General features: G+C 53.0%; 22 protein-coding genes. 1 reads left to right on the top strand and 21 read right to left on the bottom strand.

Translation table 11 applies throughout. From position 1 onward, the window contains the following. Positions 1-52: 52 nt before the first annotated feature. From cpoB to mngA, 13 genes are all read right to left on the bottom strand, one after another. Positions 53-847 carry a cell division protein CpoB gene (gene cpoB, locus LZ634_RS07410; protein ID WP_234503526.1) on the bottom strand — a complete coding sequence of 265 codons (795 nt, stop codon included), beginning with the start codon at positions 845-847 and terminating at the stop codon, positions 53-55. A 9-nt stretch (positions 848-856) separates the two neighbouring features. Continuing rightward, on the bottom strand, positions 857-1,378 hold the full coding sequence (gene pal, locus LZ634_RS07415; RefSeq protein ID WP_061283404.1) for a peptidoglycan-associated lipoprotein Pal: 522 nt from the start codon (positions 1,376-1,378) through the stop codon (positions 857-859). A gap of 34 nt (positions 1,379-1,412) precedes the next feature. Then, complete coding sequence (gene tolB / locus LZ634_RS07420; protein WP_234503528.1) at positions 1,413-2,705, bottom strand: Tol-Pal system beta propeller repeat protein TolB; 1,293 nt, start codon at positions 2,703-2,705, stop codon at positions 1,413-1,415. 132 nt (positions 2,706-2,837) lie between these two features. Then, complete coding sequence (gene tolA / locus LZ634_RS07425) at positions 2,838-4,085, bottom strand: cell envelope integrity protein TolA (protein ID WP_234503529.1); 1,248 nt, start codon at positions 4,083-4,085, stop codon at positions 2,838-2,840. Positions 4,086-4,178: 93 nt separating this feature from the next. Further along, positions 4,179-4,607 carry a colicin uptake protein TolR gene (gene tolR / locus LZ634_RS07430; protein WP_234503530.1) on the bottom strand — a complete coding sequence of 143 codons (429 nt, stop codon included), beginning with the start codon at positions 4,605-4,607 and terminating at the stop codon, positions 4,179-4,181. Between the two features lie 3 nt (positions 4,608-4,610). Further along, on the bottom strand, positions 4,611-5,303 hold the full coding sequence (tolQ, locus tag LZ634_RS07435; protein ID WP_003022976.1) for a Tol-Pal system protein TolQ: 693 nt from the start codon (positions 5,301-5,303) through the stop codon (positions 4,611-4,613). Further along, complete coding sequence (gene ybgC, locus LZ634_RS07440) at positions 5,300-5,704, bottom strand: tol-pal system-associated acyl-CoA thioesterase (protein ID WP_035892730.1); 405 nt, start codon at positions 5,702-5,704, stop codon at positions 5,300-5,302. Before ybgC ends, tolQ begins: the two co-directional genes overlap by 4 nt. 146 nt (positions 5,705-5,850) lie before the next feature. Beyond that, positions 5,851-6,147: a cyd operon protein YbgE gene (gene ybgE, locus LZ634_RS07445; protein ID WP_234503532.1), complete on the bottom strand. Its 297-nt coding sequence runs from the start codon at positions 6,145-6,147 to the stop codon at positions 5,851-5,853. After that, a complete protein-coding gene (gene cydX, locus LZ634_RS07450; RefSeq protein WP_234503534.1) occupies positions 6,147-6,260 on the bottom strand; it encodes a cytochrome bd-I oxidase subunit CydX in 114 nt (37 codons plus the stop codon). Before cydX ends, ybgE begins: the two co-directional genes overlap by 1 nt. 14 nt (positions 6,261-6,274) lie before the next feature. Then, positions 6,275-7,414 (bottom strand): cytochrome d ubiquinol oxidase subunit II, encoded by a 1,140-nt coding sequence (cydB, locus tag LZ634_RS07455; protein WP_234503536.1) that lies wholly within the window; start codon positions 7,412-7,414, stop codon positions 6,275-6,277. Between the two features lie 15 nt (positions 7,415-7,429). Next, the gene (gene cydA / locus LZ634_RS07460; RefSeq protein WP_234503539.1) at positions 7,430-8,998 is read right to left on the bottom strand and encodes a cytochrome ubiquinol oxidase subunit I; all 1,569 of its coding nucleotides are present in this window, start codon (positions 8,996-8,998) and stop codon (positions 7,430-7,432) included. An 876-nt stretch (positions 8,999-9,874) separates the two neighbouring features. Beyond that, the gene (gene mngB, locus LZ634_RS07465) at positions 9,875-12,508 is read right to left on the bottom strand and encodes a mannosylglycerate hydrolase (protein ID WP_234503541.1); all 2,634 of its coding nucleotides are present in this window, start codon (positions 12,506-12,508) and stop codon (positions 9,875-9,877) included. A 24-nt stretch (positions 12,509-12,532) separates the two neighbouring features. Next, positions 12,533-14,449: a PTS 2-O-a-mannosyl-D-glycerate transporter subunit IIABC gene (gene mngA / locus LZ634_RS07470; protein ID WP_234503544.1), complete on the bottom strand. Its 1,917-nt coding sequence runs from the start codon at positions 14,447-14,449 to the stop codon at positions 12,533-12,535. 183 nt (positions 14,450-14,632) lie between these two features. Between mngA and LZ634_RS07475 the strand changes: the two genes are divergently transcribed. Continuing rightward, on the top strand, positions 14,633-15,349 hold the full coding sequence (locus LZ634_RS07475; protein WP_234503547.1) for a GntR family transcriptional regulator: 717 nt from the start codon (positions 14,633-14,635) through the stop codon (positions 15,347-15,349). A 98-nt stretch (positions 15,350-15,447) separates the two neighbouring features. On the opposite strand, the gene sucD is transcribed toward LZ634_RS07475, so the two are convergent. The 8 genes from sucD to sdhC form a co-directional block, all read right to left on the bottom strand. Further along, entirely contained in the window at positions 15,448-16,317 is an 870-nt protein-coding gene (gene sucD / locus LZ634_RS07480) for a succinate--CoA ligase subunit alpha (RefSeq protein WP_234503550.1), read from the bottom strand. Next, positions 16,317-17,483 (bottom strand): ADP-forming succinate--CoA ligase subunit beta, encoded by a 1,167-nt coding sequence (gene sucC / locus LZ634_RS07485; RefSeq protein ID WP_234503553.1) that lies wholly within the window; start codon positions 17,481-17,483, stop codon positions 16,317-16,319. The genes sucD and sucC overlap by 1 nt, the downstream gene beginning before the upstream one ends. Before the next feature lie 139 nt (positions 17,484-17,622). Continuing rightward, a complete protein-coding gene (odhB, locus tag LZ634_RS07490) occupies positions 17,623-18,843 on the bottom strand; it encodes a 2-oxoglutarate dehydrogenase complex dihydrolipoyllysine-residue succinyltransferase (protein WP_234503555.1) in 1,221 nt (406 codons plus the stop codon). Positions 18,844-18,856: 13 nt separating this feature from the next. Further along, the gene (gene sucA / locus LZ634_RS07495; RefSeq protein ID WP_234503558.1) at positions 18,857-21,658 is read right to left on the bottom strand and encodes a 2-oxoglutarate dehydrogenase E1 component; all 2,802 of its coding nucleotides are present in this window, start codon (positions 21,656-21,658) and stop codon (positions 18,857-18,859) included. A gap of 355 nt (positions 21,659-22,013) precedes the next feature. Further along, positions 22,014-22,730, bottom strand: coding sequence for a succinate dehydrogenase iron-sulfur subunit SdhB (gene sdhB / locus LZ634_RS07500; RefSeq protein ID WP_234503560.1), 717 nt, complete (start codon positions 22,728-22,730; stop codon positions 22,014-22,016). A 15-nt stretch (positions 22,731-22,745) separates the two neighbouring features. Then, complete coding sequence (sdhA, locus tag LZ634_RS07505; protein WP_234503561.1) at positions 22,746-24,512, bottom strand: succinate dehydrogenase flavoprotein subunit; 1,767 nt, start codon at positions 24,510-24,512, stop codon at positions 22,746-22,748. Continuing rightward, positions 24,512-24,859: a succinate dehydrogenase membrane anchor subunit gene (gene sdhD, locus LZ634_RS07510; protein WP_153743392.1), complete on the bottom strand. Its 348-nt coding sequence runs from the start codon at positions 24,857-24,859 to the stop codon at positions 24,512-24,514. The genes sdhA and sdhD overlap by 1 nt, the downstream gene beginning before the upstream one ends. Further along, entirely contained in the window at positions 24,853-25,257 is a 405-nt protein-coding gene (sdhC, locus tag LZ634_RS07515; RefSeq protein ID WP_052284856.1) for a succinate dehydrogenase cytochrome b556 subunit, read from the bottom strand. The genes sdhD and sdhC overlap by 7 nt, the downstream gene beginning before the upstream one ends. Positions 25,258-25,750: the final 493 nt, after the last annotated feature.

A 25,750-nucleotide genomic window follows, 5' to 3' on the forward strand; every position in this document is an offset into this window, starting at 1 on the left:
GTTTCATGCGGCAAGACCAGAAATAACGCGATTTCTGGTCTTACTTTATGCATTACAGTCCGCTAAGACGTTTTTGCGCCTGTTTCGCACCGTCGGTACCTGGGTACTTGCTGACAACCTGCTGGTAGACCGCTTTTGCTTTTGCGGTGTCCCCTTTGTCCTGCATGATAACCCCAACCTTAAACATCGCGTCCGCCGCCTTAGGCGACTTCGGGTAGTTTTTCACCACCGATGCAAAATAAAAGGCCGCATCATCTTTTTTACCCTTGTTGTAATTCAACTGGCCCAGCCAATAGTTAGCATTTGGCTGATAGGTTGAATCAGGGTACTTTTTGATGAAGTTCTGAAACGCCGCAATCGCGTCATCCTGACGAGCGCTATCTTTTACTAACGCAATCGCTGCGTTGTAATCGGTATTCGCATCGCCCGTCTGCGCAGGCACGCCGGAAGCCGCCGTATCGCCGCCTGCAGGCGCTGCTGTCGCCGCCGCATTGCTTTGGTCACCCGAAGCTTGCTGCGTCTGCGCACTGCCGCTACCGCCGTTTAGGCTGTCAATTTGCAGCATGATCTGTTTTTGACGATCCACAATCTGATTCAGCTGGTACTGACTTTCCTGGATTTGGCCTCGCAGGGCGTCAATATCGGTCTGATTATCGGAGAGTTGTTGCTGGAGTTGGGTCAAAAGCTGACTGTGAGCATTAGAAATACGCTCGAGTTGAGTGACACGGTCTTCGACCGAGCCTGAGCCGACACTACTGATTGGCGCCTGAGCAAAAGCGGCCCAGGGGGCCGCTATGCCAACCAGTAACGACAGACTCAACAGGTGATGTCTGAAGTTACTGCTCATGCAATTCTCTTAGTAAACCAGTACGGCACGACGGTTTTTGGAGTAAGCCGCTTCGTCATGACCCAGTACTGCAGGTTTTTCTTTACCGTAAGAAACGATGGAGATCTGGTCAGCAGAAACGCCTTTACCCTGCAGGTACATCTTAACGGCGTTAGCACGACGCTCACCCAGGGAGATGTTGTACTCAGGAGTACCACGTTCGTCCGCGTGACCTTCTACGGTGACTTTGTAAGACGGGTTGCTACGCAGGAAGTTTGCGTGCGCATCCAGCATTGCAGCGAAGTCAGAACGGATATCGTATTTGTCCAGATCGAAGTAAACGATGTTGTTCTGCTGCAGCTGCTGCATCTGAAGACGCGCTTGCTCTTCAGAAGACATGTTGCCGTTACCGTTCGCATCCATACCAGTGCCGGCACCCAGCATGCCTTCGCCGCTCTGGTCATTGCTTGCGTTCTTGTTAGAAGAACACGCTGCGATTGCCATTACAGGCAGAGCGATCATCAGCCCTTTCAGCACTTTGTTCAGTTGCATTTCTATGATTCCTTTAGTAATCAATTAATTATTATTACAGATACGGCGACCAGGCAGGGAATTTGACCTGTCCATCAGTTGCCGGAAGACGCGCTTTGAAACGCCCATCTGTAGAAACCAAATTCAGCACGGATCCCATCCCCTGAGAAGAGCTGTAGATTACCATCGTGCCGTTAGGTGCCAGACTTGGCGTTTCGTCCAGGAACGTTGACGACAATACTTGTACGCCACCCGCTACCAGATCCTGCTTAGCAATGTGCTGCTGGCCGTTAGCCGAGCTTACCATTACCATAAATTTACCGTCGCTGCTGACATCTGCGTCCTGGTTCTGCGAACCTTCCCAGGTAATACGCTGCGGAGCACCGCCGCCAACATTAACTTTATACACCTGTGGACGACCGGCCTGGTCAGAAGTAAAGGCCAGGTTCTGGCTGTCCGGGAACCAGGTTGGTTCGGTGTTGTTACTACGACCATCAGTGACCTGACGAATCTGGCCGGAGCCGATATCCATCACGTACAGGTTCAGGCTACCGGTTTTAGACAGGGCAAACGCCAGTTTGCTGCCATCCGGAGAGAACGCTGGTGCACCGTTGTGACGAGGGAACGAAGCCACCTGACGTACTGCACCGTTAGCCAATGTCTGGATAACCAGCGCTGAACGGCCGCTTTCGAAGGTCACGTAAGCCAGTTTAGAACCGTCTGGAGACCACGCCGGAGACATCAGCGGCTGTGGAGAACGGTGAACCACGAACTGGTTGTAACCATCGTAATCGGATACGCGCAGCTCATACGGGAACTGACCGCCGTTGGTCTGAACCACGTAGGCGATACGGGTACGGAATGCACCTTTAATGCTGGTCAGCTTCTCGAACACTTCGTCACTGGCAGTATGGCCAGCATAACGCAGCCACTGCTTGTTCACTTTATAGGTGTTCTGTGCCAGCACGGTACCTGGTGCCGCACCGGTATCAACCAGCTGATAAGACACATTATAGCTGCCGTCAGCGTTAGGCGTTACCTGACCGACAACAACAGTATCAATACCCAGCGCAGACCATGCTGCCGGCTGAACTTCTTGAGCGGTACCCGGCTGCTGCGGCAGACGAGAGCGATCTAATGGGTTAAATTTCCCGCTGTTACGCAGGTCGGCGCCAACGATGCCGCCAATATCTTCAGGTGCAGCACCCGGCCCGGCCCACTGGAACGGAACGACGCCAATCGGACGTGCGGAGTCCACCCCTTGGGTGATCTCGATACGTACTTCTGCGTGCAGCACGGCTGCCCACAGCATCAGAAAACCAAACGCTACTCGTAATGCCTGCTTCATCATTTCTCCCTTATCCAGGCGGAAAGCCCACGATAATTTAGCAGAATGTTAACAAACTAAAATACACAAAACTACCAAAACCCTGCGACGATCTCGCCTTTATTTTTCACGTACTGCCGCGAAAAATAATCTTTATGGCTTGAAGTCCAGTGGCGCATTTTTAAAGGTCTGCCAAACCGATTGTGAAGGCGGTTTCGGGAACTTGGTCATCCGGTTTGTTGCCGCCAGCATCTGCTGACAAAACGCCGGATCGCCACCTTCCTGCTTCACGCTCAACACAGTACCGTCTTCGGCCATGTTGACACGCAAGGTACAGGTTTTTCCTTTGTAGGTATCCCAGTCATATAAATGACCTTTGATCGCAGCCTGAACCTGCGCAATGTATGACGCAATTTCAGCCTGTGATGCCCCACCCTGTCCTTGTTTACTACCTTTAGCAGGAGATGAGCCCCCAGCGCTACCGCTGGTATTTCCTTTCGGCGCATTCTTACCTGAACTGAGATCGCCCAGCAGGTCATCAACACCGGAAGCTGCAGCCGCTTTTTCAGCTGCAGCCGCTTTTTCAGCTGCAGCCGCTTTCTTCGCTGCGGCAGCTTTTTTATCTGCGGCAGCTTTATCGGCAGCGGCTTTTTTATCTGCAGCAGCCTTTTCGGCGGCGGCAGCTTTATCTGCAGCGGCTTTCTCAGCGGCAGCTGCCGCTTTTTTCTCTGCTTCAGCAGCCGCTTTCTTCTCTGCATCGGCAGCGGCTTTCGCCGCCGCTTTAGCAGCCGTCGCTTCGGCTACCTTTTTCGCATCGGCGGCCGCTTTGGCAGCTTCGGCTTCCGCTTTCTTCTGAGCATCTGCGGCAGCTTTTTTCGCGGCTTCCGCGGCGACTTTAGCCTGTGCGTCTGCTTTTACTTTGGCATCAGCAGCCGCTTTAACAGCAGCTTCCGCGGCCTCTTTGGCCTGAGCATCCACTTTTGCTTTCGCATCTGCTGCCGCTTTCGCCGCCGCTTCTTCAGCTTGTTTCTGCTGCTCCTGCGCCTGCTTCGCTGCATCCTGAGCCTGTAAACGCTCTTTTTCCAGCGCTTTTAAGCGAGCCTGTTCTGCCGCCTGCTTTTCACGCAATTCTTCAGCCTGCTGTTGAGCCTGTTTTTCACGCTGCTCTTGCGCACGTTTTGAACTAGCCTGCTGCTGCTGCGTACGATTATAGTTCTCGACGACCGCACCGGGATCGACCATAACTGCATCGATGGACGAACCGCCGCCACCGCCGGCTGCAGCGTCTATATGCTCATCGAACGAACTCCAGATCAGTGCTGCAAAAAGAATGACGTGCAGCACAGCTGAAATAATTATCGCTCGTTTAAGCTTGTCGTTTTGTTCGGTTGCCTTTGACACTCTCGGTTCCCAAAAACTGTTCACCCATTACCCTGCAGCAAACAACATAGGCTGTTGCCAACCTACGTCTGCTGCTGCGCGGCATGTCGGCGATTAAATTGGCTGGGTCATTAACCCGACCGATTTCACCCCGGCGCTGTGTAACAGGTTAAGCGCTTTAATTATTTCATCATAAGGCACGTCTTTCGCGCCCCCAATTAAGAAGACCGTCTTCGGATTCGCCTCTAAACGGCGCTGCGCTTCTGCAACAACCTGTTCAGGTGGCAGTTGCGGCATCTTCTCCTGGCCAACGTTCACGCTGTACTGCCCTACGCCGGACACTTCAACAATGACCGGGGGTTCATCATTACTGCTGACAGCCTGTGATTCGGTTGCATCAGGGAGATCCACTTCCACGCTCTGCGTAATGATCGGCGCTGTCGCCATAAAGATCAGCAGCAGCACCAACAACACATCCAGCAGCGGAACGATGTTAATTTCGGACTTCAGTTCGCGACGTCCGCGTCCACGTGCTCTGGCCATGGCTTACCCCTTGTTGCTCTCGCTGACGGTAAAAGCCTGACGGTGCAGAATGGCGGTGAACTCTTCCATAAAGTTGTCGTAGTTCAGCTCCAGTTTGTTCACGCGCTGGTTCAGACGGTTGTACGCCATAACCGCAGGAATTGCCGCGAACAGACCGATTGCCGTAGCGATCAGCGCTTCCGCGATCCCTGGCGCAACCATCTGCAACGTAGCCTGTTTCACCGCACCCAGTGCGATAAAGGCATGCATGATCCCCCATACGGTACCGAACAGACCAATGTATGGGCTGATAGAACCGACAGTGCCGAGGAACGGAATGTGCGTTTCCAGAGTTTCCAGCTCACGATTCATGGAGATACGCATCGCACGCGACGCCCCTTCCACGACCGCTTCCGGCGCATGGCTGTTAGCGCGATGCAGGCGAGCAAACTCTTTGAATCCACTGTAGAAGATCTGCTCAGAGCCCGCCAGATTATCACGGCGCCCCTGGCTTTCCTGGTACAGACGAGACAGCTCGATGCCGGACCAGAATTTATCTTCGAACGCTTCAGCCTCACGGCTAGCCGCATTAAGGATGCGCGTTCTCTGGATGATGATGGCCCAGGATGCGATTGAAAAACCAATCAAAATCAACATGATAAGTTTAACCAGAAGGCTAGCCTTCAGGAACAAATCAAGGATGTTCATGTCAGTCACTGCTTAAACTCCGCGACAATAGACTTGGGAAGCGCACGAGGCTTCATGATGAGTGGATCAACACAGACAATCAGGACTTCTGCTTCGTTCAGAACCTTATTCTCAGCGTTGACTATTCTCTGCGTAAATACCATTGACGTACCACGCATTGATGTAATTTCTGTTTGGACTTCGAGCATATCGTCGAGTCTGGCAGCTGCAAAATACTCCAGCGTCATTTTGCGCACGACAAAGGCCACGCGTTCAGCCAGCAAAACCTGTTGGCTGAAGTGATGGTGACGCAGCATCTCAGTACGTGCTCTTTCATAGAAAGCCACATAGCTGGCGTGGTAAACCACACCCCCGGCGTCGGTATCTTCGTAGTAGACCCTAACCGGCCATCGAAACAGCGTTGTATTCACTTTACGTCCCAGTAATGCAAAAAATTTTTTGGGTTTTTGAACTTCGCTACTATACGCGCGGGAAAGATGGTTTGGAATGGGAAGAAGTAAACGGAGAGTAAATTTTTATGGGCTTGTGCAAGCCCATCATTATCAGGCGGGAGTTTTCAGCGGTAGAAGAAAAATATCAGACCTGCGAATAATACAAGATCGGCGATAAGCGGACAAAAAATCCCCTGCCAGTGAATCGACCGAGGGCGGAAACCGACCCCGTGAATCACGCCAGCGCACACTGACCACATCAGCAGAAAACCGTGCCAGATTTCCAGCTCGCTGGTCTTCGCCGCAAAACGCGTCGGATCCCAGAAAATACAGCCAGCTAACGCCAGGGCCATAACAAGGGAAAGCGCCCGCAAGGGGCGCTTATCCATTATCGCGTACAACGTTGCGATAATATTTTTCATCAGTGTTCTTCTTCACCCGCTTTGGTCGCTTCAACGTGCTCAAGCGCCAGGGCGGTGATCACGCCGAATGCACAGGCAAGAAGCGTTCCCAAAATCCATGCGAAATACCACATATTCAGCTCCTTACTTAGTACAGAGAGTGGGTGTTACGTTCGATATCTTCTTTAGTGATACGACCGAACATTTTCCAGTAACACCAGGTGGTGTAGGCCAGAATAATCGGTACGAAGATAATCGCTACATAGGTCATCAGGTTCAGCGTCAGCTGGCTAGATGTCGCATCCCACATGGTCAGGCTTGCGTTCATCATCGTGCTGGAAGGCATAATGAACGGGAACATTGCAATGCCAGCGGTCAGGATGATGCATGCCAGAGTCAGTGAAGAGAACAGGAACGCCCATGCCCCTTTATCTGCTTTGGTGGTCACAATAGTCAGCAACGGCAGCACCACGCCCAGAGCAGGAATCGCCCACAGCGCTGGCATGTTGTTGAAGTTCACCATCCATGCACCGGCTTCACGCGCCACTTCTTTGGTCAGTGGGTTAGACGGACCGGTGTGATCCAGAACCGATTTCACCACATAGCCATCAATGCCGTAGTAAACCCAAACGCCTGCCAGTGCGAAGCACACCAGCGTGACCAGCGCCGCAACCATAGAAACGTTACGAGTACGCAGGTGCAGTTCGCCCACGGTACGCATTTGCAGGTAGGTGGCGCCCTGAGTCAGGATCATTGCGGCACTGACGATACCGGCCAGCAGACCAAACGGGTTCAGCAACTGGAAGAAGTTACCGGTGTAGTACAGACGCATATATTCGTCGACATGGAACGGTACGCCCTGCAGCAGGTTACCAAACGCCACGCCGATAACCAGCGGTGGCACGAAGCTACCGATGAAGATGCCCCAGTCCCACATGTTGCGCCAACGGGTGTCTTCAATCTTCGAGCGGTAGTCAAAACCGACCGGACGGAAGAACAAGGACGCCAGCACCAGAATCATCGCCACATAGAAGCCGGAGAACGCGGCAGCATAGACCATCGGCCATGCGGCGAACAGCGCGCCGCCTGCGGTGATGAGCCATACCTGGTTACCGTCCCAGTGTGGAGCGATGGAGTTAATCATGATTCGACGCTCGGTGTCGTTACGACCGAGGAAACGGGTGAGCATGCCCACCCCCATGTCGAAGCCATCGGCGACAGCAAAACCAATCAGCAAGATACCGATCAGCAGCCACCAGATAAAACGCAATACTTCATAATCGATCATTTGACGACTCCTGTCTTAGCGTGCCGGCTGAGTAGTCGCGGTAGACTGCTCATAGTGGTAACGACCGGTTTTCAGGCTGCTTGGGCCACGGCGGGCAAATTTGAACATCAGGTACAGCTCCGCCACGAGGAACAGGGTGTACAGACCACAAATCAACAGCATCGAGAAGATCAGATCGCCTGGGGTCAGGCTGGAGTTGGCCACTGCCGTTGGCAGCACCTCACCAATCGCCCACGGCTGACGGCCGTATTCGGCAACGAACCAGCCGGACTCGATAGCAATCCACGGCAGCGGAATCGCATACAGCGCGGTACGCAGCAGCCATTTTTTCTCGCCGATCTTGTTACGAATAACGGTCCAGAAGGAGACAGCTATAATCGCCAGCATCAGGATGCCGCACGCCACCATGATACGGAAAGCGAAGTACAGCGGCGCAACGCGTGGGATCGAGTCTTTGGTTGCCTGGCTAATCTGCGCTTCCGTCGCGTCAGCGACGTTGTCGGTATAGCGTTTCAGCAGCAGACCGTAGCCCAGGTCTTTCTTAACGTTGTTGAACTCATCGCGAATGGTCTGGTCAGTCGAGCCACCGCGCAGCTGTTCCAGCAGCGAGTAAGCTTTCATGCCGTTACGAATACGCTCTTCGTGCTGCACCATCAGATCTTTCAGGCCCGTCACCTGCTTATCAACCGAACGGGTGGCAATGATGCCCAGCGCGTAAGGAATCTGAATAGCGAAGTGGTTTTCCTGCGCATCCTGGTCCGGAATACCAAACAGAGTGAAGGCTGCCGGAGCCGGCTGCGTTTCCCATTCGGCTTCAATCGCAGCCAGTTTGGTTTTCTGTACGTCACCCATTTCGTAGCCGGATTCATCACCCAGAACGATAACGGAGAGGATAGCCGCCATGCCGAAGCTTGCTGCAATCGCGAAGGAGCGTTTCGCAAAAGCGAAATCGCGTCCGCGCAGCATATAGTAGGAGCTGATACCGAGAACGAACATCGCGCCGCAAACGTAGCCAGATGCCACGGTGTGGACGAACTTAACCTGCGCAACCGGGTTCAGGACCAGCTCGGAGAAGCTGACCATTTCCATACGCATGGTTTCGAAGTTGAAATCGGAAGCGATTGGGTTTTGCATCCAGCCGTTCGCTACCAGAATCCACAGTGCGGAGAGGTTGGAGCCAAGCGCCACCAGCCAGGTGACAGCCATGTGCTGGACTTTACCCAGACGATCCCAACCGAAGAAGAACAGACCTACAAAGGTAGATTCGAGGAAGAAGGCCATCAGACCTTCGATGGCCAGCGGCGCACCGAAGATATCGCCCACATAGTGGGAATAGTATGACCAGTTAGTCCCGAACTGGAACTCCATCGTCAGACCGGTAGCCACACCCAGCGCAAAGTTGATACCAAACAACTTGCCCCAGAACTTGGTCATATCTTTATAAATCTGTTTGCCGGAAAGGACGTAAACCGTTTCCATGATTGCCAGCAGGAACGCCATACCCAGCGTCAGCGGAACAAACAGGAAGTGGTACATCGCGGTCAAGGCAAACTGTAAGCGCGACAGTTCGACTATATCTAACATCATGACTCCTTGCTCATCGCATGAAGACTCCGAGATTGAACCCATTTGCAGGATTCAAACACATGCCCCAATACAAATTTATTTGTCCCCTTCCCTACTGCCACCCCTTGCGAAGAACAGGAAACAGCAATAAGTGAAAGTTACAAACGTGTTAATAAAAAACTCAATTGATCCCTAAAATATATTACGCTGTAAAACCCTTACAATAAACAGGTTTTTATTGGATAAGTTTTACGTTTTTCGACGGTGATCAATTTATAGCGAATCAGATAGGTTTCAGCCAATTTGATCCACGACAATTTAACGGTTTTAGTAAGTTATATCCAGTCATTACATATTGATTTAAATCAACTTACCTTGATTTTGTTAATTATGTTTTTAATTGGGTATCTCGGTGAATTTAATGTTAATGATGTGTGTAATATTTGACTTCATCGGTTATCAGTTAAGCGTTAAATTGGCATTAAGGTAATTGAATTTAACCGTTGGCAGGACAAATCCTGGGAGTATCCCCATCTGACTGACAATAGACCGTCCGTCATTTTTTTCCACCCGCTATTAATCCCACCGTCACAATTAACATTTAATTAACCAATTGAATTATTAAATCAACATTTGCATCAATTGGCACAAGAACTCGCCGCGATGCGATTGAGTTTAGTTATTGATTGATCGCACAAAAAACAGCCGCGTCAGATATCAGCTTGCCGTATGTTGCTGAGCGCTATATGCGCAAGGACACACCGGGAAGGATACTGTGTGTCAATAACTCGCTGATAATTAGGGAGCAATGGCGCATCGAAACGATGCTCGATGGAAAGATGGACATGCGCGCAAACAACGCCAACGAAACAGGCTGGCGTTGTTCAGTGGCTATCAGCCTAGCTTAAGGCTAAACGTTCTCGATTGTCCTGGATGGAATACACCGGTGATACTCTGTGAACTCTCCTGCTCAGGATAGGGGATTTCGTCCATTCCCGTTTCCCGGCACTGCATAACGTCGCGGCTAAACGACACCGCCGCTTCGCTGCACTGGCTGTCTGACGGATTAAACAAACGCAGAATGATTTCATCGCAGTCTTCCGCTTTCTTCAATGCACTTAACTGGCAACCTACCGGCGACATACTCAGCAAACTGTAGCTGTCTGGAGTGGTCAACTCAGCTTTATTCAGTTTCATCGCATCCCATGGGATTTTGTTATAGCACTGGACCGGCGTTAACCAGGCACGAGCCTGCTGGGCAAGGCCAACATTAAGCGGCTTACCGCTGTAGCTAAACAGGCTGAATCGGCCATGCAGCGAACCACGCATCTGAGAATCTGGTACCGGCAATTTAATACCAGAAGGCCGACCGGGGCGTAATAAGAGATCTTCTTTACCCAGCAAACCTACGCCGCGAAGCAGCGTCAACGCGAAGGTTTTCTTCTCTTCCCCAACCACTTCAAACTCACGCAACCCTTCGCTAAAGACCGCCAACCCGTTGCGCCCTTCCTGTAAAGCGGCATAGTTAAGCAGATTCCATACCGGAACCGGCGCTTCTTTCCACCCCTCTTCCTGCCAGCGGTCCATTGCCTCATCGCGTACCGGGCGCACGATGGTGCCAAACTGTGTATCGGCCAACACCTCCTGCGTGCTAAACGGGGTAGGAATCAGCACGCGTACGCGATGGTCATCCGCCTGATTGTCCAGCCGGACATCCACGTCGATACGGCGACTGTTATGGCTGAGCGTTACCTCGATTTCCACACCAAGTTCAGCGTTGCGAAGACGTGCCGAGCGCGCGTTTAAATTTGCCGGAACTGCCATCCGGTAACGGATATATGCCCGACTTTGCCAGGCTTCATGGACGACCTCATGTTCAAATGGCGTATCAGCGGAAGTAAGCAGCCACTCTTCGCGCGACGGCGAGTAGTCGTACTCATCGCCATCGTCGGCCCCTTCTTCTATTTCCAGCACCCGCTGATACACAACACCAGAATCCTTATCACGCAACCGTAACGTCCCATCGCGGTTGATATCAATCTGCCAAAACGCATTTTCCAGCAGCGCCTGCGTGGGCTCCTGGCTTTTCATCTGGTTTCCGGCAACGTTTGGTTCGATATACAGCGTGCGATATCCCATAGACGGCAGGATCTGGTTCAGCTGGATATCGAACTCCATGAACGGCTCGTAGTTGCCATAATGCACAATTTGTCGGTCGATAAGCCCAGGATCGATTTCTCGCGCCTGGCGGATAAAATAGGGAATTTCATGGCCTTTGCTGTCCACCAGCCGGAACTGGCTCGCCCGCAGACGGATGGTGGTATTGAGAACCTCCTCACGCGGCCACGGCATCAGGTTAAACATCACCAGTTTGTCTTCTTCGCTCTGCGCCATATTGTCGGTAATCTTACGCAGATAGAAGCGAATCAGATTATCCGCCATATCTTCAGCCAGCAGAAAACGTGAGGCTATTTCCCGGTGTACCTTATCGCTACAACAGCAGCCAATGCTGTCATGCGCGTGGTTTTTCAGAATCTCTTTCCACATTTTCTCCAGCAGGCCGTGGTGATATTCAAAGCCTAAGCTCCAGGCCAGCGTGGCGAGCGGTTCCAGCAGATTGACGATTTTGTTCTCAATTCTGGCATGCGCTATCTTAATATCCATTCGCGTAGAGCCAATCGTCCGGTGAACACGCATGTATTTACCATCAATAAACTCACCTTGCAGGGTCGCCAGCTCATCACGGTGCGCTTCAATCAGTGCAAATACTTCCTCGAAGCGACTCATCACAAACTGCCGCTGCGGATAGATTTCCCGCAGCTTGTCCATAACGGCGAAGATATTTTGTTGCAGTGGCATCTGGTCATGGCCGTTAGGCAGCAAAATCTCTTTAGTCACCGAGGCTTTTTCCAGCACTTCAAAATAACTATCAAGCCGTTTACGCAGTCCGGCTTCATCCTCAGGTAAGTACTTACCAATCGCATAGCCCAGAGGCAGTACCTGAGTTGTCACCTCGCTACCGTCCTGGCTTTGCCATAAGAACTCGGTTTTATCGGTACCATGACGTTCTGAGCAACCGCGCCAGAACAGTGCTCGGGTAATACCAAATCCGTGGTAAATATGCGGTAACTGCCCGGACATGCCGAATGAGTCCGGGAGATAACCAATCTTCATTGGCTCACCAAATGCCATGCAGTCACGGATACCGTACATCAGGTTGCGAACAATGGACTCGCCAGAAACGAGCGTCGTATCCGTTTGCGTATACCATGGCCCAATAATGAGTTTTCCCGCCTGAACCAGCGCCTTAACGCGCTCCCGGTTCTCTGATTTAACGGCGAAATAGTCTTCGAGTATCGCCGTTTGCCCATCGAGGACGTAGTATTTATAGTTTTGGTCCTGCTCGAGACGAGCGAGGATCTCTTCCATATTGTTGACCAGTAAAATGCGCGACTCTTCGGTGGTGAAATACCACTCTCGATCCCAGTGCATATGCGGCGTAATGTGAACGCGAGATACAGCTTTCATCTTCGTTTCCTGTTTCATCAGTACTTACGGCATCACGCTATCGGTGACGTATTTCCCCTGCTTTACCGCCCGGCGTCGCCAGACAAGAAGCACCGCGGTGGAAATTAATGTCCCCACCAGCGCAGCACCAAACCAACCTGCCGCCGCAATAAAGGCGCTCATCCCGGTATGCTGGAGTAAAAATAGAGAGAAAATCCCGGCGCCTGGCGTAGAGAGTCCAATCCCCATAGCCCCAACGATGGCCCCTGTCGCCATTGACCCAAGGACAAATGAGCCAATCACCCGAAGCGGATCTTCTATCGCCATCGGAATCGCCCCTTCGGTAATTCCTGCAAGCCCAAGTAGCCAGGTGGATTTACCGGTCTCAATTTCGAACTGTTTAAACAGATGTGGTGCCAGCATGGTGGAGGCCGTAACGGTAAAGGCGGAGACCATTTTTACCGACGCGAAGATGGCGTAAGGGCCATATACCCCGTTGGCCATCGCTCCGAGGCAGAAAGCATAGGCGGCCTTGTTAACCGGGCCACCTAAATCAAAGGAGCACATGAAACCGAGAATCACGCCGAGCAACAGTGCGTTAGCCCCCGACAGCCCGTTCAGCCATGCCGTGAGAGAGTTATTAATCCAGGCCACCGGCTCGCCGACCACGAACAGCATCAGGCTGCCGGCAGCCAACGTCCCGATAACCGGATAAAGATAAAAGGTCAGAAAACCGTTAAACCGGCTGCTCAGGCGAATGTGATTTTTCACCCAGCGCATGAGATAGCCCGCAATCAAACCACCGGCGACCGCACCTAAAAAACCAGCGCCAATCATGTTGGCAGCGAGCCCGGCGGCAAACCCAGGCGCTAGCGCCGGTTTATCCGCCAGTGAATACGCCGTATAGGCCGCCAGCACCGGTACCATTAGCGTCCCCAGCATTCCACCGCCGAGTTTGCGGTACATCCACAACCATGAGTTTTCCAGGTCAAAGAGATGCTGCAGACCAAAAATCTGCGCCAGCAGCACGGCGACGGCCAGAACCGTACCGCCCGCGACAATCAGCGGCACAGCGTAGGAGATACCGCTCAGCAACGCCTGTTTCAGCTCAGCCTTAACGCCTTTTTTAATTTCTGTCTGCGGCTGCGTCACTCTGCGGCCATTAGTGGGTTCTAGCGCCAGTGCACGTTCAATCAGCGCTTTTGCATGGCGCAAAGGTTCGGCTACCGGCACAGAGATAGACGGTATCCCGTTAAATCGTTCACTCTCTTTGATGGCAACTTCCGCCGCAAAAATGCAGGCTCGCGCGTCGTTAATCTGTTGCGGCGTTAAACGCCCCTCAATGCCGTTGGCCCCCTGCTTTTCAACGACGACGTTCACCCCCATCTGCCGCCCCGCTTTTTCCAGATACTCTGCGGCCATGTAAGTGTGCGCAATCCCCGCCGGGCACGCCGTCACGCAAACAATGGTCGGCGCATCCGGTTTAACCACCGCGGTTTGCGCCTCCGGAGCCGCATCCAGCGCGGCCAACAGCGCCTCTGCGCTGGTAGCCGCCATCACACGCTCACGTAAACGGTCATCGGCAAGCCGTGTGGTCAGTTCGGTCAGAATCTGAATATGCGTTGAGCCCGCTTCATTAGGCGGAATGGCCAACAAAAAGATCAGCTCAACGGGTTCAGGACCATCGACCCCTTCCCATGCCAGCGGTTCGCTTAGCGTCGCGACGGCAAAGGCCGCCTCTTTCACCGCTGCACTTTTACCGTGCGGTACCGCAAGCCCTTCGCCCAGCGCCGTTGGCCCCAGCGATTCACGGTGGAAAACTTCATTCAGAAAAGCTGAGGTATCGGCAATTTTCCCTTGCTCGGCAAGGCGCTGTGCAAGCTGGCAGATAGCATCATCACGATCGGTAAATCGTGCATGCAAAAGGACCGCATGCGAATGGGACAGGGACGTCAGGTTCATCATGATCCTCACAGAGTTGTCATCGTTAAGTGCCGCGATTGTGACAGACAAAACAATACATTTATGTGATCACTTTCACTGAGTAGCTATTATTTGTATCTAATTTGTATTATTTACTATTGCGCAGATGTCGGCATAATTTGCCTCAAAGGTATTAACCTATTCATACAAAAGCGAAATAACATGAGCAAAAAACCGATGTATCGCCAGATTGCGGATGAGCTACGCGAGCAAATTTCACGCGGCGATTTAAAACCTGGCGATGCCCTACCCACTGAATCAGCACTTCAGGCCACTTTTCAGGTCAGTCGCGTTACCGTTCGACAGGCCCTGAAACTGCTCACTGAGCTGGGGATCATTGAAAGCATTCAGGGTAGTGGTTCCTATGTGAAGGAAGAGCGCGTTAACTACGACATCTATCAACTCACGAGCTTCTATGAAAAGCTGGCTGACAGGCACGTTGACACGCATAGCGAAGTTAAAATATTTGAGGTTATTTCCGCTGGGGATATGTTGGCCGAGCAGCTACAGCTGGCCACGACAGATAAAATCTGGCACGTAAAAAGGGTTCGTTTTATTAAACAAAAAGCCGTCGCTCTGGAGGAGACGTGGATGCCGCTAGCACTCTTCCCCGACCTGACGTGGGAAGTGATGGAAAATTCCAAATATCACTTTATCGAGCAGATCAAAAAAATGGTTATTGATCGTAGCGAACAGGAGTTAATCCCGGTGATCCCCGATAACGAAACGGTATCGATGCTGGATATTGCGGCGGGAAAACCCGTACTGGAAAAGGTATCACGCGGTTTTCTGCAGGATGGTCGTATATTTGAATATAGCCGTAACACCTTCAAAAGCGACGACTACAAATTTACGCTGGTGGCGAAACGTCGCCATTAAAAAAGGCCATCCGAAGATGGCCAACCATGTCGAAACTAGACATATAAGGCTCCCTCTTTCCCTGTATACGCGGGAATTCGATGAGGGAGCAGAGAGGATTACTTAATAACAGATTTCAGCGCTTCGCCGATGTCGGCCAGGCTGCGAACGGTTTTCACGCCAGCCGCTTCCAGTGCTGCAAACTTCTCGTCTGCTGTACCTTTACCGCCTGCGATGATGGCGCCTGCGTGGCCCATACGCTTGCCTTTCGGCGCGGTAACACCCGCGATGTAGCCAACAACCGGCTTGGTCACATGATCTTTAATGTAGGCAGCCGCTTCTTCTTCAGCACTCCCGCCGATCTCACCGATCATCACGATAGCTTCAGTCTGCGGATCTTCCTGGAACAGCTTCAGGATATCGATGAAGTTAGAGCCTGGGATCGGGTCACCGCCGATGCCGACACAGGTAGACTGGCCGAAACCGTAGTCGGTAGTCTGCTTAACCGCTTCATAGGTCAGGGTACCAGAACGGGAAACGATACCCACTTTACCCGGCTTATGAATGTGGCCCGGCATGATGCCGATTTTGCATGCGCCTGGGGTGATAACACCTGGGCAGTTAGGGCCGATCATGCGAACGCCCGCTTCATCCAGTTTCACCTTCACGGTCAGCATATCCAGAGTCGGGATACCTTCGGTGATGGTGATGATCAGTTTGATGCCTGCATCAATAGCTTCCAGGATGGAGTCTTTGCAGAACGGAGCCGGAACGTAGATAACGGTCGCGGTTGCGCCGGTTGCTTCAACCGCTTCACGTACGGTGTTGAACACCGGCAGACCCAGATGCTCAGTACCGCCTTTACCTGGGGTTACGCCGCCAACCATCTGCGTACCGTAAGCAATTGCCTGTTCGGAGTGGAAAGAACCCTGGCTACCGGTGAAACCTTGACAGATAACCTTGGTGTTTTTATCGATTAAAATGGACATTATTTTCCCTCCACTGCGGCAACAACCTGCTGTGCTGCGTCCGTCAGACTTTTCGCTGCAATAATATTCAGGCCGCTGTCAGCCAGTTTTTTCGCGCCGAGTTCGGCGTTGTTACCTTCCAGACGGACAACGACCGGGACGTTAACGCCCACTTCTGCTACCGCGCCGATGATACCGTCAGCGATCAGGTCGCAACGTACGATACCGCCGAAGATGTTCACCAGAACCGCTTTCACATTGTCATCAGACAGAATGATTTTGAATGCTTCGGTTACGCGCTCTTTGGTTGCGCCGCCGCCAACGTCTAAGAAGTTAGCCGGTTCGCCGCCGTGCAGCTTAACGATGTCCATGGTGCCCATTGCCAGGCCCGCACCGTTAACCATACAGCCGATGTTGCCGTCCAGCGCAACGTAGTTCAGTTCCCACTGTGCCGCCTGCGCTTCACGTGGATCTTCCTGAGACTGGTCGCGCATTTCGCGCAGGTCAGCCTGGCGGAACAGTGCGTTGCCGTCAGCGCCCAGTTTGCCGTCGAGGCAGATAAGGTCGCCCTGCTTGGTCACAACCAGCGGGTTAATTTCGATAAGCGCCAGATCGCGCTCAAGGAAGATAGTCGCCAGACCCATGAAAATTTTGGTGAACTGCTGAACCTGTTTACCTTCCAGACCCAGTTTGAACGCCAGCTCACGACCCTGGTAAGGCATTGGGCCTGCCAGTGGATCCAGTGCAACCTTGTGGATCAGGTGTGGAGTTTCTTCCGCCACTTTTTCGATTTCCACGCCGCCTTCGGTAGACGCCATGAACACCACGCGACGGGAGCTACGGTCAACAACCGCGCCCAGGTACAGTTCTTTACCGATATCGGTCGCGGCTTCAACCAGAATCTGGTTAACCGGCTGACCGTGTGCGTCCGTCTGATAGGTCACCAGACGTTTGCCCAGCCAATGCTCAGCGAACGCGCGGATGTCTTCTTTAGAATTAACAACCTTCACACCGCCAGCTTTACCGCGGCCACCTGCGTGAACCTGACATTTCACTACCCACGGGCCAGCGCCGATTTTTGAAGCGGCTTCTTCTGCTTCGCGTGGAGTTGAGCAGGCATAGCCTACTGGTGCAGGTAAACCGTAGCGGGCAAACAGCTGTTTGGCCTGGTATTCATGTAAATTCATGCGTTCTATCCATTTTTCAGGTAATCGTTATCTTTAAACCTGTAGGCCTGATAAGCGTAACGCCATCAGGCATGACACCATCGCCGGATGGCAGCGCAAACGCCCCATCCGGCCTACAGGGCAGGTGATACTCTGTTTACTACACGTCCAGCAGCAGACGAGTCGGATCTTCCAGCAGCTCTTTAATCGCTACCAGGAAGCCCACGGACTCGCGGCCATCGATCAGACGGTGATCGTAAGAAAGTGCCAGGTACATCATCGGCAGGATCTCAACTTTACCGTCAACCGCCATCGGACGATCTTTAATGGCGTGCATACCCAGAATCGCGCTCTGAGGCGGGTTGATAATCGGGGTAGACATCAGCGAACCGAAAACACCGCCGTTGGTAATGGTGAAATTACCGCCGGTCAGATCTTCTACGGTCAGTTTGCCGTCGCGGCCTTTCAGCGCCAGGGTCTTGATGTTCTTCTCAATGTCAGCCATGCCGAGGGCATCGACGTCACGCAGAACTGGGGTTACCAGGCCACGCGGCGTAGAAACGGCCATGCTCACGTCGAAGTAGTTGTGATAAACCACATCGTCGCCATCGATAGAAGCGTTCACTTCCGGATAGCGTTTCAGCGCTTCAACCACTGCCTTCACATAGAAGGACATGAAGCCCAAACGGATGCCGTGACGTTTTTCAAACGCGTCGCCGTACTGCTTACGCAGATCCATGATTGGCTTCATGTTGACTTCGTTGAAAGTCGTCAGCATGGCGGTTGAGTTTTTCGCTTCCAGCAGACGTTCGGCAACGCGTTTGCGCAGACGCGTCATCGGGACGCGTTTCTCTGAGCGACCCGCCAGCGGTGCAATTGGTGCAGCAGCTGCTGCGGCCGGAGCAGCAGCGGCTTTCGCTGGAGCTTTCGCCAGATGTTTTTCAACGTCTTCGCGAGTCAGACGGCCACCAACGCCAGAGCCTTTAATGGCATTGGCATCAAGATTATGCTCAGCCAGCAGGCGACGGATCGCCGGGCTCAGCGCATCGTTAGTCTGTTCTTCCAGGGAAGCCTGCTGGCGCTGAGCCGGGGTAGACTCTTTAGCATCAGCCTTCGCTTCGGTGGCTTTACCGGCGCTGTTGCCTTCACGCAGGCGACCCAGGATCTGACGTGAAGTCACGGTGGTGCCTTCATCTTCCAGAACGGCATCCAGAATGCCATCCGCCGACGCCGGTACTTCCAGTACCACTTTGTCAGTTTCGATTTCTACCAGCACTTCATCACGAACTACCGCATCGCCGGGTTTTTTATGCCAGGTTGCCACGGTCGCATCTGCTACGGATTCAGGCAGGTCGGGAACCAGAATATCTACGCTACTCATTTTGTATCCTTAATTAATCGACGTTCAGCGCGTCATTGACCAGATCTTGTTGTTGCTTCTGGTGAACGGACATATACCCTACCGCCGGCGAGGCGGAGGCTGGGCGACCTGCGTAACGCAGAGCGGCCCCAAATGGAATCACATCACGGAAATGATGCTGGCTGCAGTACCAGGCACCCTGGTTAAGGGGCTCTTCCTGACACCAGACGAAATCATGTACGTGAGCAAATGGTTTCAATGCTTCCTGTACTGCCTGGTGCGGGAACGGATAAAGCTGTTCGATACGCACGATGGCAACATCTTTCTGGTTGTTTTTGCGACGCTGTTCCAGCAGGTCGTAGTACACCTTACCTGAACACAGTACCACGCGTTTCACACCCTGCGGATCCAGCTCATCAATCTCGCCAATGGCCGGCATGAAGGTGCCGTTTGCCAGTTCGTCGAGAGAGGAAACCGCCAGCGGATGACGCAGCAGCGATTTCGGTGACATCACCACCAGCGGACGGCGCATCCCGCGCAGCGCCTGACGACGCAGCATGTGATAAACCTGAGCCGGGGTCGACGGTACGCAAACCTGCATGTTCTGCTGAGCGCAAAGCTGCAGATAACGTTCCAGACGCGCGGAGGAGTGCTCCGGCCCCTGCCCTTCGTAACCGTGCGGCAGCAGCATTACCAGACCGCACATACGGCCCCATTTCTGCTCGCCGGAAGAGATGAACTGGTCAATAACAACCTGAGCGCCGTTGGCGAAGTCGCCGAACTGGGCTTCCCAGATGGTCAGCGTGCGCGGCTCAGCCGTCGCATAACCGTATTCAAATGCCAGCACCGCTTCTTCAGACAGTACGGAGTCCCAGACTTTAAAGTCGCCCTGGCCGTTGTGCACGTGCTGCAGCGGCGTGTAGGTTGAGCCGTTCGACTGGTTATGAATAACCGCGTGGCGGTGGAAGAAGGTGCCGCGACCGGCATCTTCGCCAGACAGACGAACCGGAACGCCTTCATCAACCAACGTGGCGTAAGCCAGGTTTTCCGCGCCGCCCCAATCGAACAGCTTCTCACCGGCAGCCATGGATTGACGGTCGCCGTAGATTTTCGCTACGCGGGACTGCATTTCAATCGCTTCAGGCACGGTGCTGATACGGTTAGCCAACTCCTGCAGGCGCTTCATGTCAACCTTGTTCGGGTAGCTTTCGTCCCATTCATGGTTGAGGTACGGAGACCAGGTGAAGGAGTGCATGTTCATTGGACGCCACTCTTTCACCACGCATTCGCCCGCGTCCAGCGCGTCGCGATACAGGTTAACCATCTCGGTGGCATCTTCCAGCGTCGCGACTTTGTCGGCTTCTAGCTTGTCAGCGTAGATTTTGCGCGGGGTCGGATGCTTTTTGATTTTCTGATACATCAACGGCTGAGTTGCGCTTGGCTCGTCGGCTTCGTTGTGGCCGTGACGACGGTAGCAAACCAGGTCGATAAACACATCGCGTTTGAATGTATTACGGAAGTCCAGCGCCAGACGAGTGACGAAAGCAACGGCTTCCGGGTCATCCGCGTTGACGTGGAAAATCGGCGCCATCACCATCTTACCGATATCGGTACAGTATGGCGTTGAGCGCGCATCCAGCGGGTTCGAGGTGGTGAAACCAACCTGGTTGTTGATAACGATACGTACGGTACCGCCCACTTCATAACCGCGAGCCTTGGACATGTTCAGGGTTTCCTGAACCACGCCCTGACCGGTCACTGCCGCATCACCGTGAATGGTAATTGGCAGAACCTGGTTGATGCTCGGCTCGTCCAGACGATCCAGACGCGCACGAACGGAACCAATCACCACTGGGCTAACGATTTCGAGGTGCGATGGGTTGAACGCCAGCGCCAGGTGCACCAGGCCGCCTTCGGTTTCGATATCGGAAGAGAAGCCCATGTGGTACTTCACGTCACCGGTGCCGAGGTGTTCTTTATGCTTACCGGAGAACTCGTCGAACAGCTCCTGGGACTGTTTGCCCAGCACGTTGATAAGCACGTTCAGACGACCACGGTGCGCCATACCCAGCACCACTTCACGCGTGCCGCTCTTGCCAGCGTGGCGGATCATCTCTTTAAGCATTGGCACCAGCGCATCGCCGCCTTCCAGCGAGAAGCGTTTTGCACCCGGGAATTTCGCCCCCAGATAGCGTTCCAGACCTTCTGCTGCGGTCAGTTCGCTGAGGAAACGCGTTTTTTCTTCTGCGCTAAAGGTGGCATGCCCCGCTTCAAAACGCTGCTGAATCCAACGTTTTTCTTCGGTGTTGGTAATGTGCATGTATTCCGCGCCGATGTGACCACAGTAGGTCTGTTTCAGCGCGTCAATCAGCTCGCCGAGCTTCATCGTCTCTTTGCCGATAGCAAAAGAACCGACGTTAAAGCTCTCCTGGAAGTCAGCTTCAGTCAGATCGTGGAAAGCGGGATCTAAATCAGCCACTTTATCCTGCTGCCACAGTCCCAGCGGATCGAGGATCGCATGCTGGTGACCACGGAAGCGATATGCGTTGATAAGCTGCAGGACTTTAACCTGCTTCGCATTCGTATCAGGGTCGGAAACGGAAGAAGAGTAACGTGAGGCATCCTTCGCCAGACGACGGAAATATTCACGCGTTGTTGAATGGAGTTGATCCGGTTTGACTCCGGTACCAGGTAACTGCTGGAACGTCGAACGCCAGTTAGCGTCTACCGAGTCAGGATCGGTTAAGAAGTCTTCATAGAGCTGTTCTATCCAGCTCTGGTTTGAGCCAGAGAGGTAAGAAGAGTCCAACCAGGCTTTCAAAGCGCTGTTCTGCATCGTGATCCCTTAAGCATTTTTATGCTTACTTCGCCGTGGATACTACCACGCACACCGCTGTGCGTGCCGGGGTTCACCTGTTGCGGACTGTCGTGTCATCTGCGTCCGCTAAGGAACCTTTAAAAACTGTCTAATAATCGTCACTGTTCAGGCTACGACTGCGTTGCGGCCTTCACTCACTCCGGTCACAGAGTTAACTATGCTCCCGGAGACTCATTCAGACCGCGCCTTGTCTCGCTCTGAACATCTCGATTATTACCGCTCATATGGCAGTTTTTAGAGATTTCCTGCTATCTGTACCCTCTCCCTAAGGGAGAGGGTTAGGGTGAGGGGAACAACGCTCCCCTCTTACTATTTATGCACTACGTTGCAGCAGCATCGACTTAATATGGCCGATGGCGCGCGTCGGGTTCAGCCCCTTAGGACATACACTGACGCAGTTCATGATGCTGTGGCAGCGGAATACGCTGAAAGCGTCACTTAACCCTTCAAGACGGCTGTCGGTTTCGGTATCGCGGCTGTCAATCAGGAAGCGATACGCGGCCAACAGGCCTGCCGGGCCCACGAACTTGTCCGGGTTCCACCAGAACGACGGGCAAGAAGTTGAACAACATGCGCAAAGAATACACTCGTACAAGCCATCGAGTTTCTCACGCTGCTCTGGCATCTGCAGATGCTCACGAGCCGGAGGATTTTGCCCATTATTCAATAAGTAAGGCTTAATCTTCTCATATTGTGCATAGAATTGCCCCATGTCTACCACCAAATCGCGGATAACCGGCAGACCAGGCAGTGGACGGATAACAATTTTCTTACCCGGCTGATTCAGCGCAGAGATCGGCGTGATGCATGCCAGACCGTTTTTGCCATTCATGTTGAGGCCGTCAGAGCCACAAACCCCTTCACGGCAAGAACGACGGAACGACAGCGATGGATCTTTTTCTTTCAGCTGCATCAGTGCATCCAGCAGCATCATGTCGCGACCTTCTTCCGCTTCCAGGGTGTAATCCTGCATGCGCGGAGCATCGTCTACGTCCGGGTTATAACGATAAACTGAAAACTCGAGTTTCATTTTCCTGTCTCCGCATTAATAAGTACGAATCTTCGGCGGGAATGCCGGACGCAGTTTCGGTTCCATATTGACGCTACGACGCGTCATAGATTCCGACTCTGGCAGGTACAGGGAATGGCACAGCCAGTTTTCATCATCACGATCCGGGAAGTCGAAGCGGCTATGCGCGCCACGGCTTTCGGTACGGAAGTTCGCAGACACCGCGGTGGCGTAAGCGGTTTCCATCAGGTTATCCAGCTCCAGACACTCAACGCGCTGGGTGTTGAACTCGCTGGAAGTGTCATCCAGACGGGCATTTTTCAAACGCTCGCGGATGGCTTTCAGCTGCTCAAGACCTTTCGCCATTGCATCGCCTTCGCGGAATACCGAGAAGTTGTGCTGCATACATTCTTGCAGCGCTTTGCGGATTTCGACCGGGTCTTCGCCGTCACGGTTGCCGTTCCAGCGGTTAAGACGTTCCAGAGAAGCATCAATCTCTTCTTCCGTCGCGTCACGCAGCACGCCCTGCTCGGCGATAGACTCTTGCAGATGCAGACCCACCGCACGACCGAAGACCACCAGATCCAGCAGCGAGTTGCCGCCCAGACGGTTTGCACCGTGTACCGATACGCAGGCGATTTCGCCCACCGCGAACAGGCCCGGAATCACTACATCTTCGCCCTGCTCGTTCACGGTCAGTGCCTGGCCGCTCACTTTGGTCGGAATACCGCCCATCATGTAGTGGCAGGTTGGAATAACCGGAATCGGCTCTTTAACCGGGTCGACGTGCGCAAAGGTACGCGACAGTTCCAGGATGCCCGGCAGACGGGATTCCAGAACTTCTTTACCCAGATGGTCAAGTTTCAGCTTAGCGTGCGGACCCCATGGGCCATCGCAACCGCGGCCTTCACGGATTTCGATCATGATGGAACGCGCCACCACGTCACGACCCGCCAGGTCTTTCGCATTCGGGGCATAACGCTCCATAAAGCGTTCGCCGTGTTTGTTCAGCAGGTAGCCACCTTCACCACGGCAGCCTTCCGTCACCAGAACACCCGCACCCGCAATACCGGTTGGGTGGAACTGCCACATTTCCATATCCTGCACCGGCACACCAGCGCGGATAGCCATACCTACGCCGTCACCGGTATTAATGTGGGCGTTGGTGGTGGACTGGTAAATACGACCTGCACCGCCGGTCGCCAGCACGGTTGCGCGGGCTTTGAAGTAGACCACTTCGCCGGTTTCGATACACAGAGCGGTACAACCCACCACTGCGCCATCGGCGTTTTTCACCAGATCCAGCGCATACCACTCGGAGAAGATGGTGGTGTGGTTTTTCAGGTTTTGCTGATACAGCGTGTGCAGCAGTGCGTGACCAGTACGGTCCGCCGCCGCTGCGGTACGTGCCGCCTGCTCGCCGCCGAAGTTTTTCGACTGGCCGCCAAACGGACGTTGATAGATGGTGCCATCATCCAGACGGGAGAATGGCAGGCCCATGTGATCCAGCTCCAGAATCGCTTCCGGACCGGTTTTGCACATATATTCGATAGCGTCCTGGTCACCGATGTAGTCCGACCCTTTAACGGTGTCGTACATGTGCCATTCCCAGTTATCTTCATGGGTATTACCGAGCGCCACGGTGATACCACCCTGCGCTGACACGGTATGGGAACGGGTCGGGAACACTTTGGACAGCAGCGCACAGGTCTGGCCGCTTTGGGAAATTTGCAGCGCCGCGCGCATACCTGCGCCACCGGCACCAATCACAACAGCATCAAATTCTCTGACTGGCAGTTTCATCACACACCCCACACCACAACAAATCCATAGATAACGTAAACCAGCAGCGCAACAACAATCAGCAGTTGCAGCGTCAGGCGCAGAGCCAGTGGTTTAACGTAGTCGGTTAACACCTGCCACATGCCAATCCAGGCATGAATCAAAATCGAGAACAGGGCCAGCAAGGTGAATACTTTGGTGAACGCAGAGGCAAAGAAACCACTCCAGACTTCCCACGTGACGTCACCCGTTACCGCGAAGAAGCCAACCATATAGATAATGTAGAGCGTCAAAACAATGGCGGTGGCGCGGACCAGGATGAAGTCATGTACGCCGTTGCGTCCTAATGCTGAGGCGTTGCTTACCATACGAGGACTCCTGCAAGAATTGAAAGCACGACAGTAATAACAAAAGAAATTTTCGCTGAGCGCTTACCGGCTTCGAGCGTTTCTTCCAGATAACCGAAATCCATTAACACGTGACGAATACCGACAACCGCGTGATACGCCAGCGCAGTCAGGATGCCCCACATAATGAATTTGGCGAAGAAACTGCCCATGATAGATGAAGCGGTTTGGAAGCCTTCCGGAGAAGAGAGACTGGTGCCCAGCAACCACAGCAGAATACCGACCGCCACAAACGTGATCACACCGGATACGCGATGGAGAATGGACGCTATCGCTGTTATAGGGAACCGGATTGTTGTCAAATCCAGATTGACAGGTCTTTGTTTTTTCACATTTCTTATCATGAATAACGCCCACATGCTGTTCTTATTATTTCCTTCCTCCGGTCCGCAGGCGGGTCAAGCAGCGTTCTTTTCTATAACTTCGCGTCATGTAAAAATCTGCTCACAGATGCTAAAACGACACGTTGCAACGCTGGGTGGCTCGGGATTGCAGGGTATTCCGGAGACCTGGCGGCAGTATAGGCCGTTCACAAAATCATTACAATTAACCTACATATAGTTTGTCCGGTTTTATGCAGAACAGTGATCATGCTCACGATTAAAACAATTTTTTAAAAATTAACCACGTGATTTGACAAATATTAAACATTATTGTTACAACCATTACCTGTAAAAGCATATAATGCTCAAAAGTTATGGGGTCACTCTTTAACCTGATAATAAGTTATGTAACAGTGTTCCGGAGTTGACCTAACCAATCAGGACAGTTATTAGTGTTGTACAGGTTTGAATCATCGGATTGCTAAGACCCTGATTTGCTGTTGTTTCACTGTAGATTAGACGTGCACCG

This window comes from Kluyvera intermedia, from assembly GCF_021440345.1.
GTDB classification, from domain to species: domain Bacteria; phylum Pseudomonadota; class Gammaproteobacteria; order Enterobacterales; family Enterobacteriaceae; genus Kluyvera; species Kluyvera intermedia_A.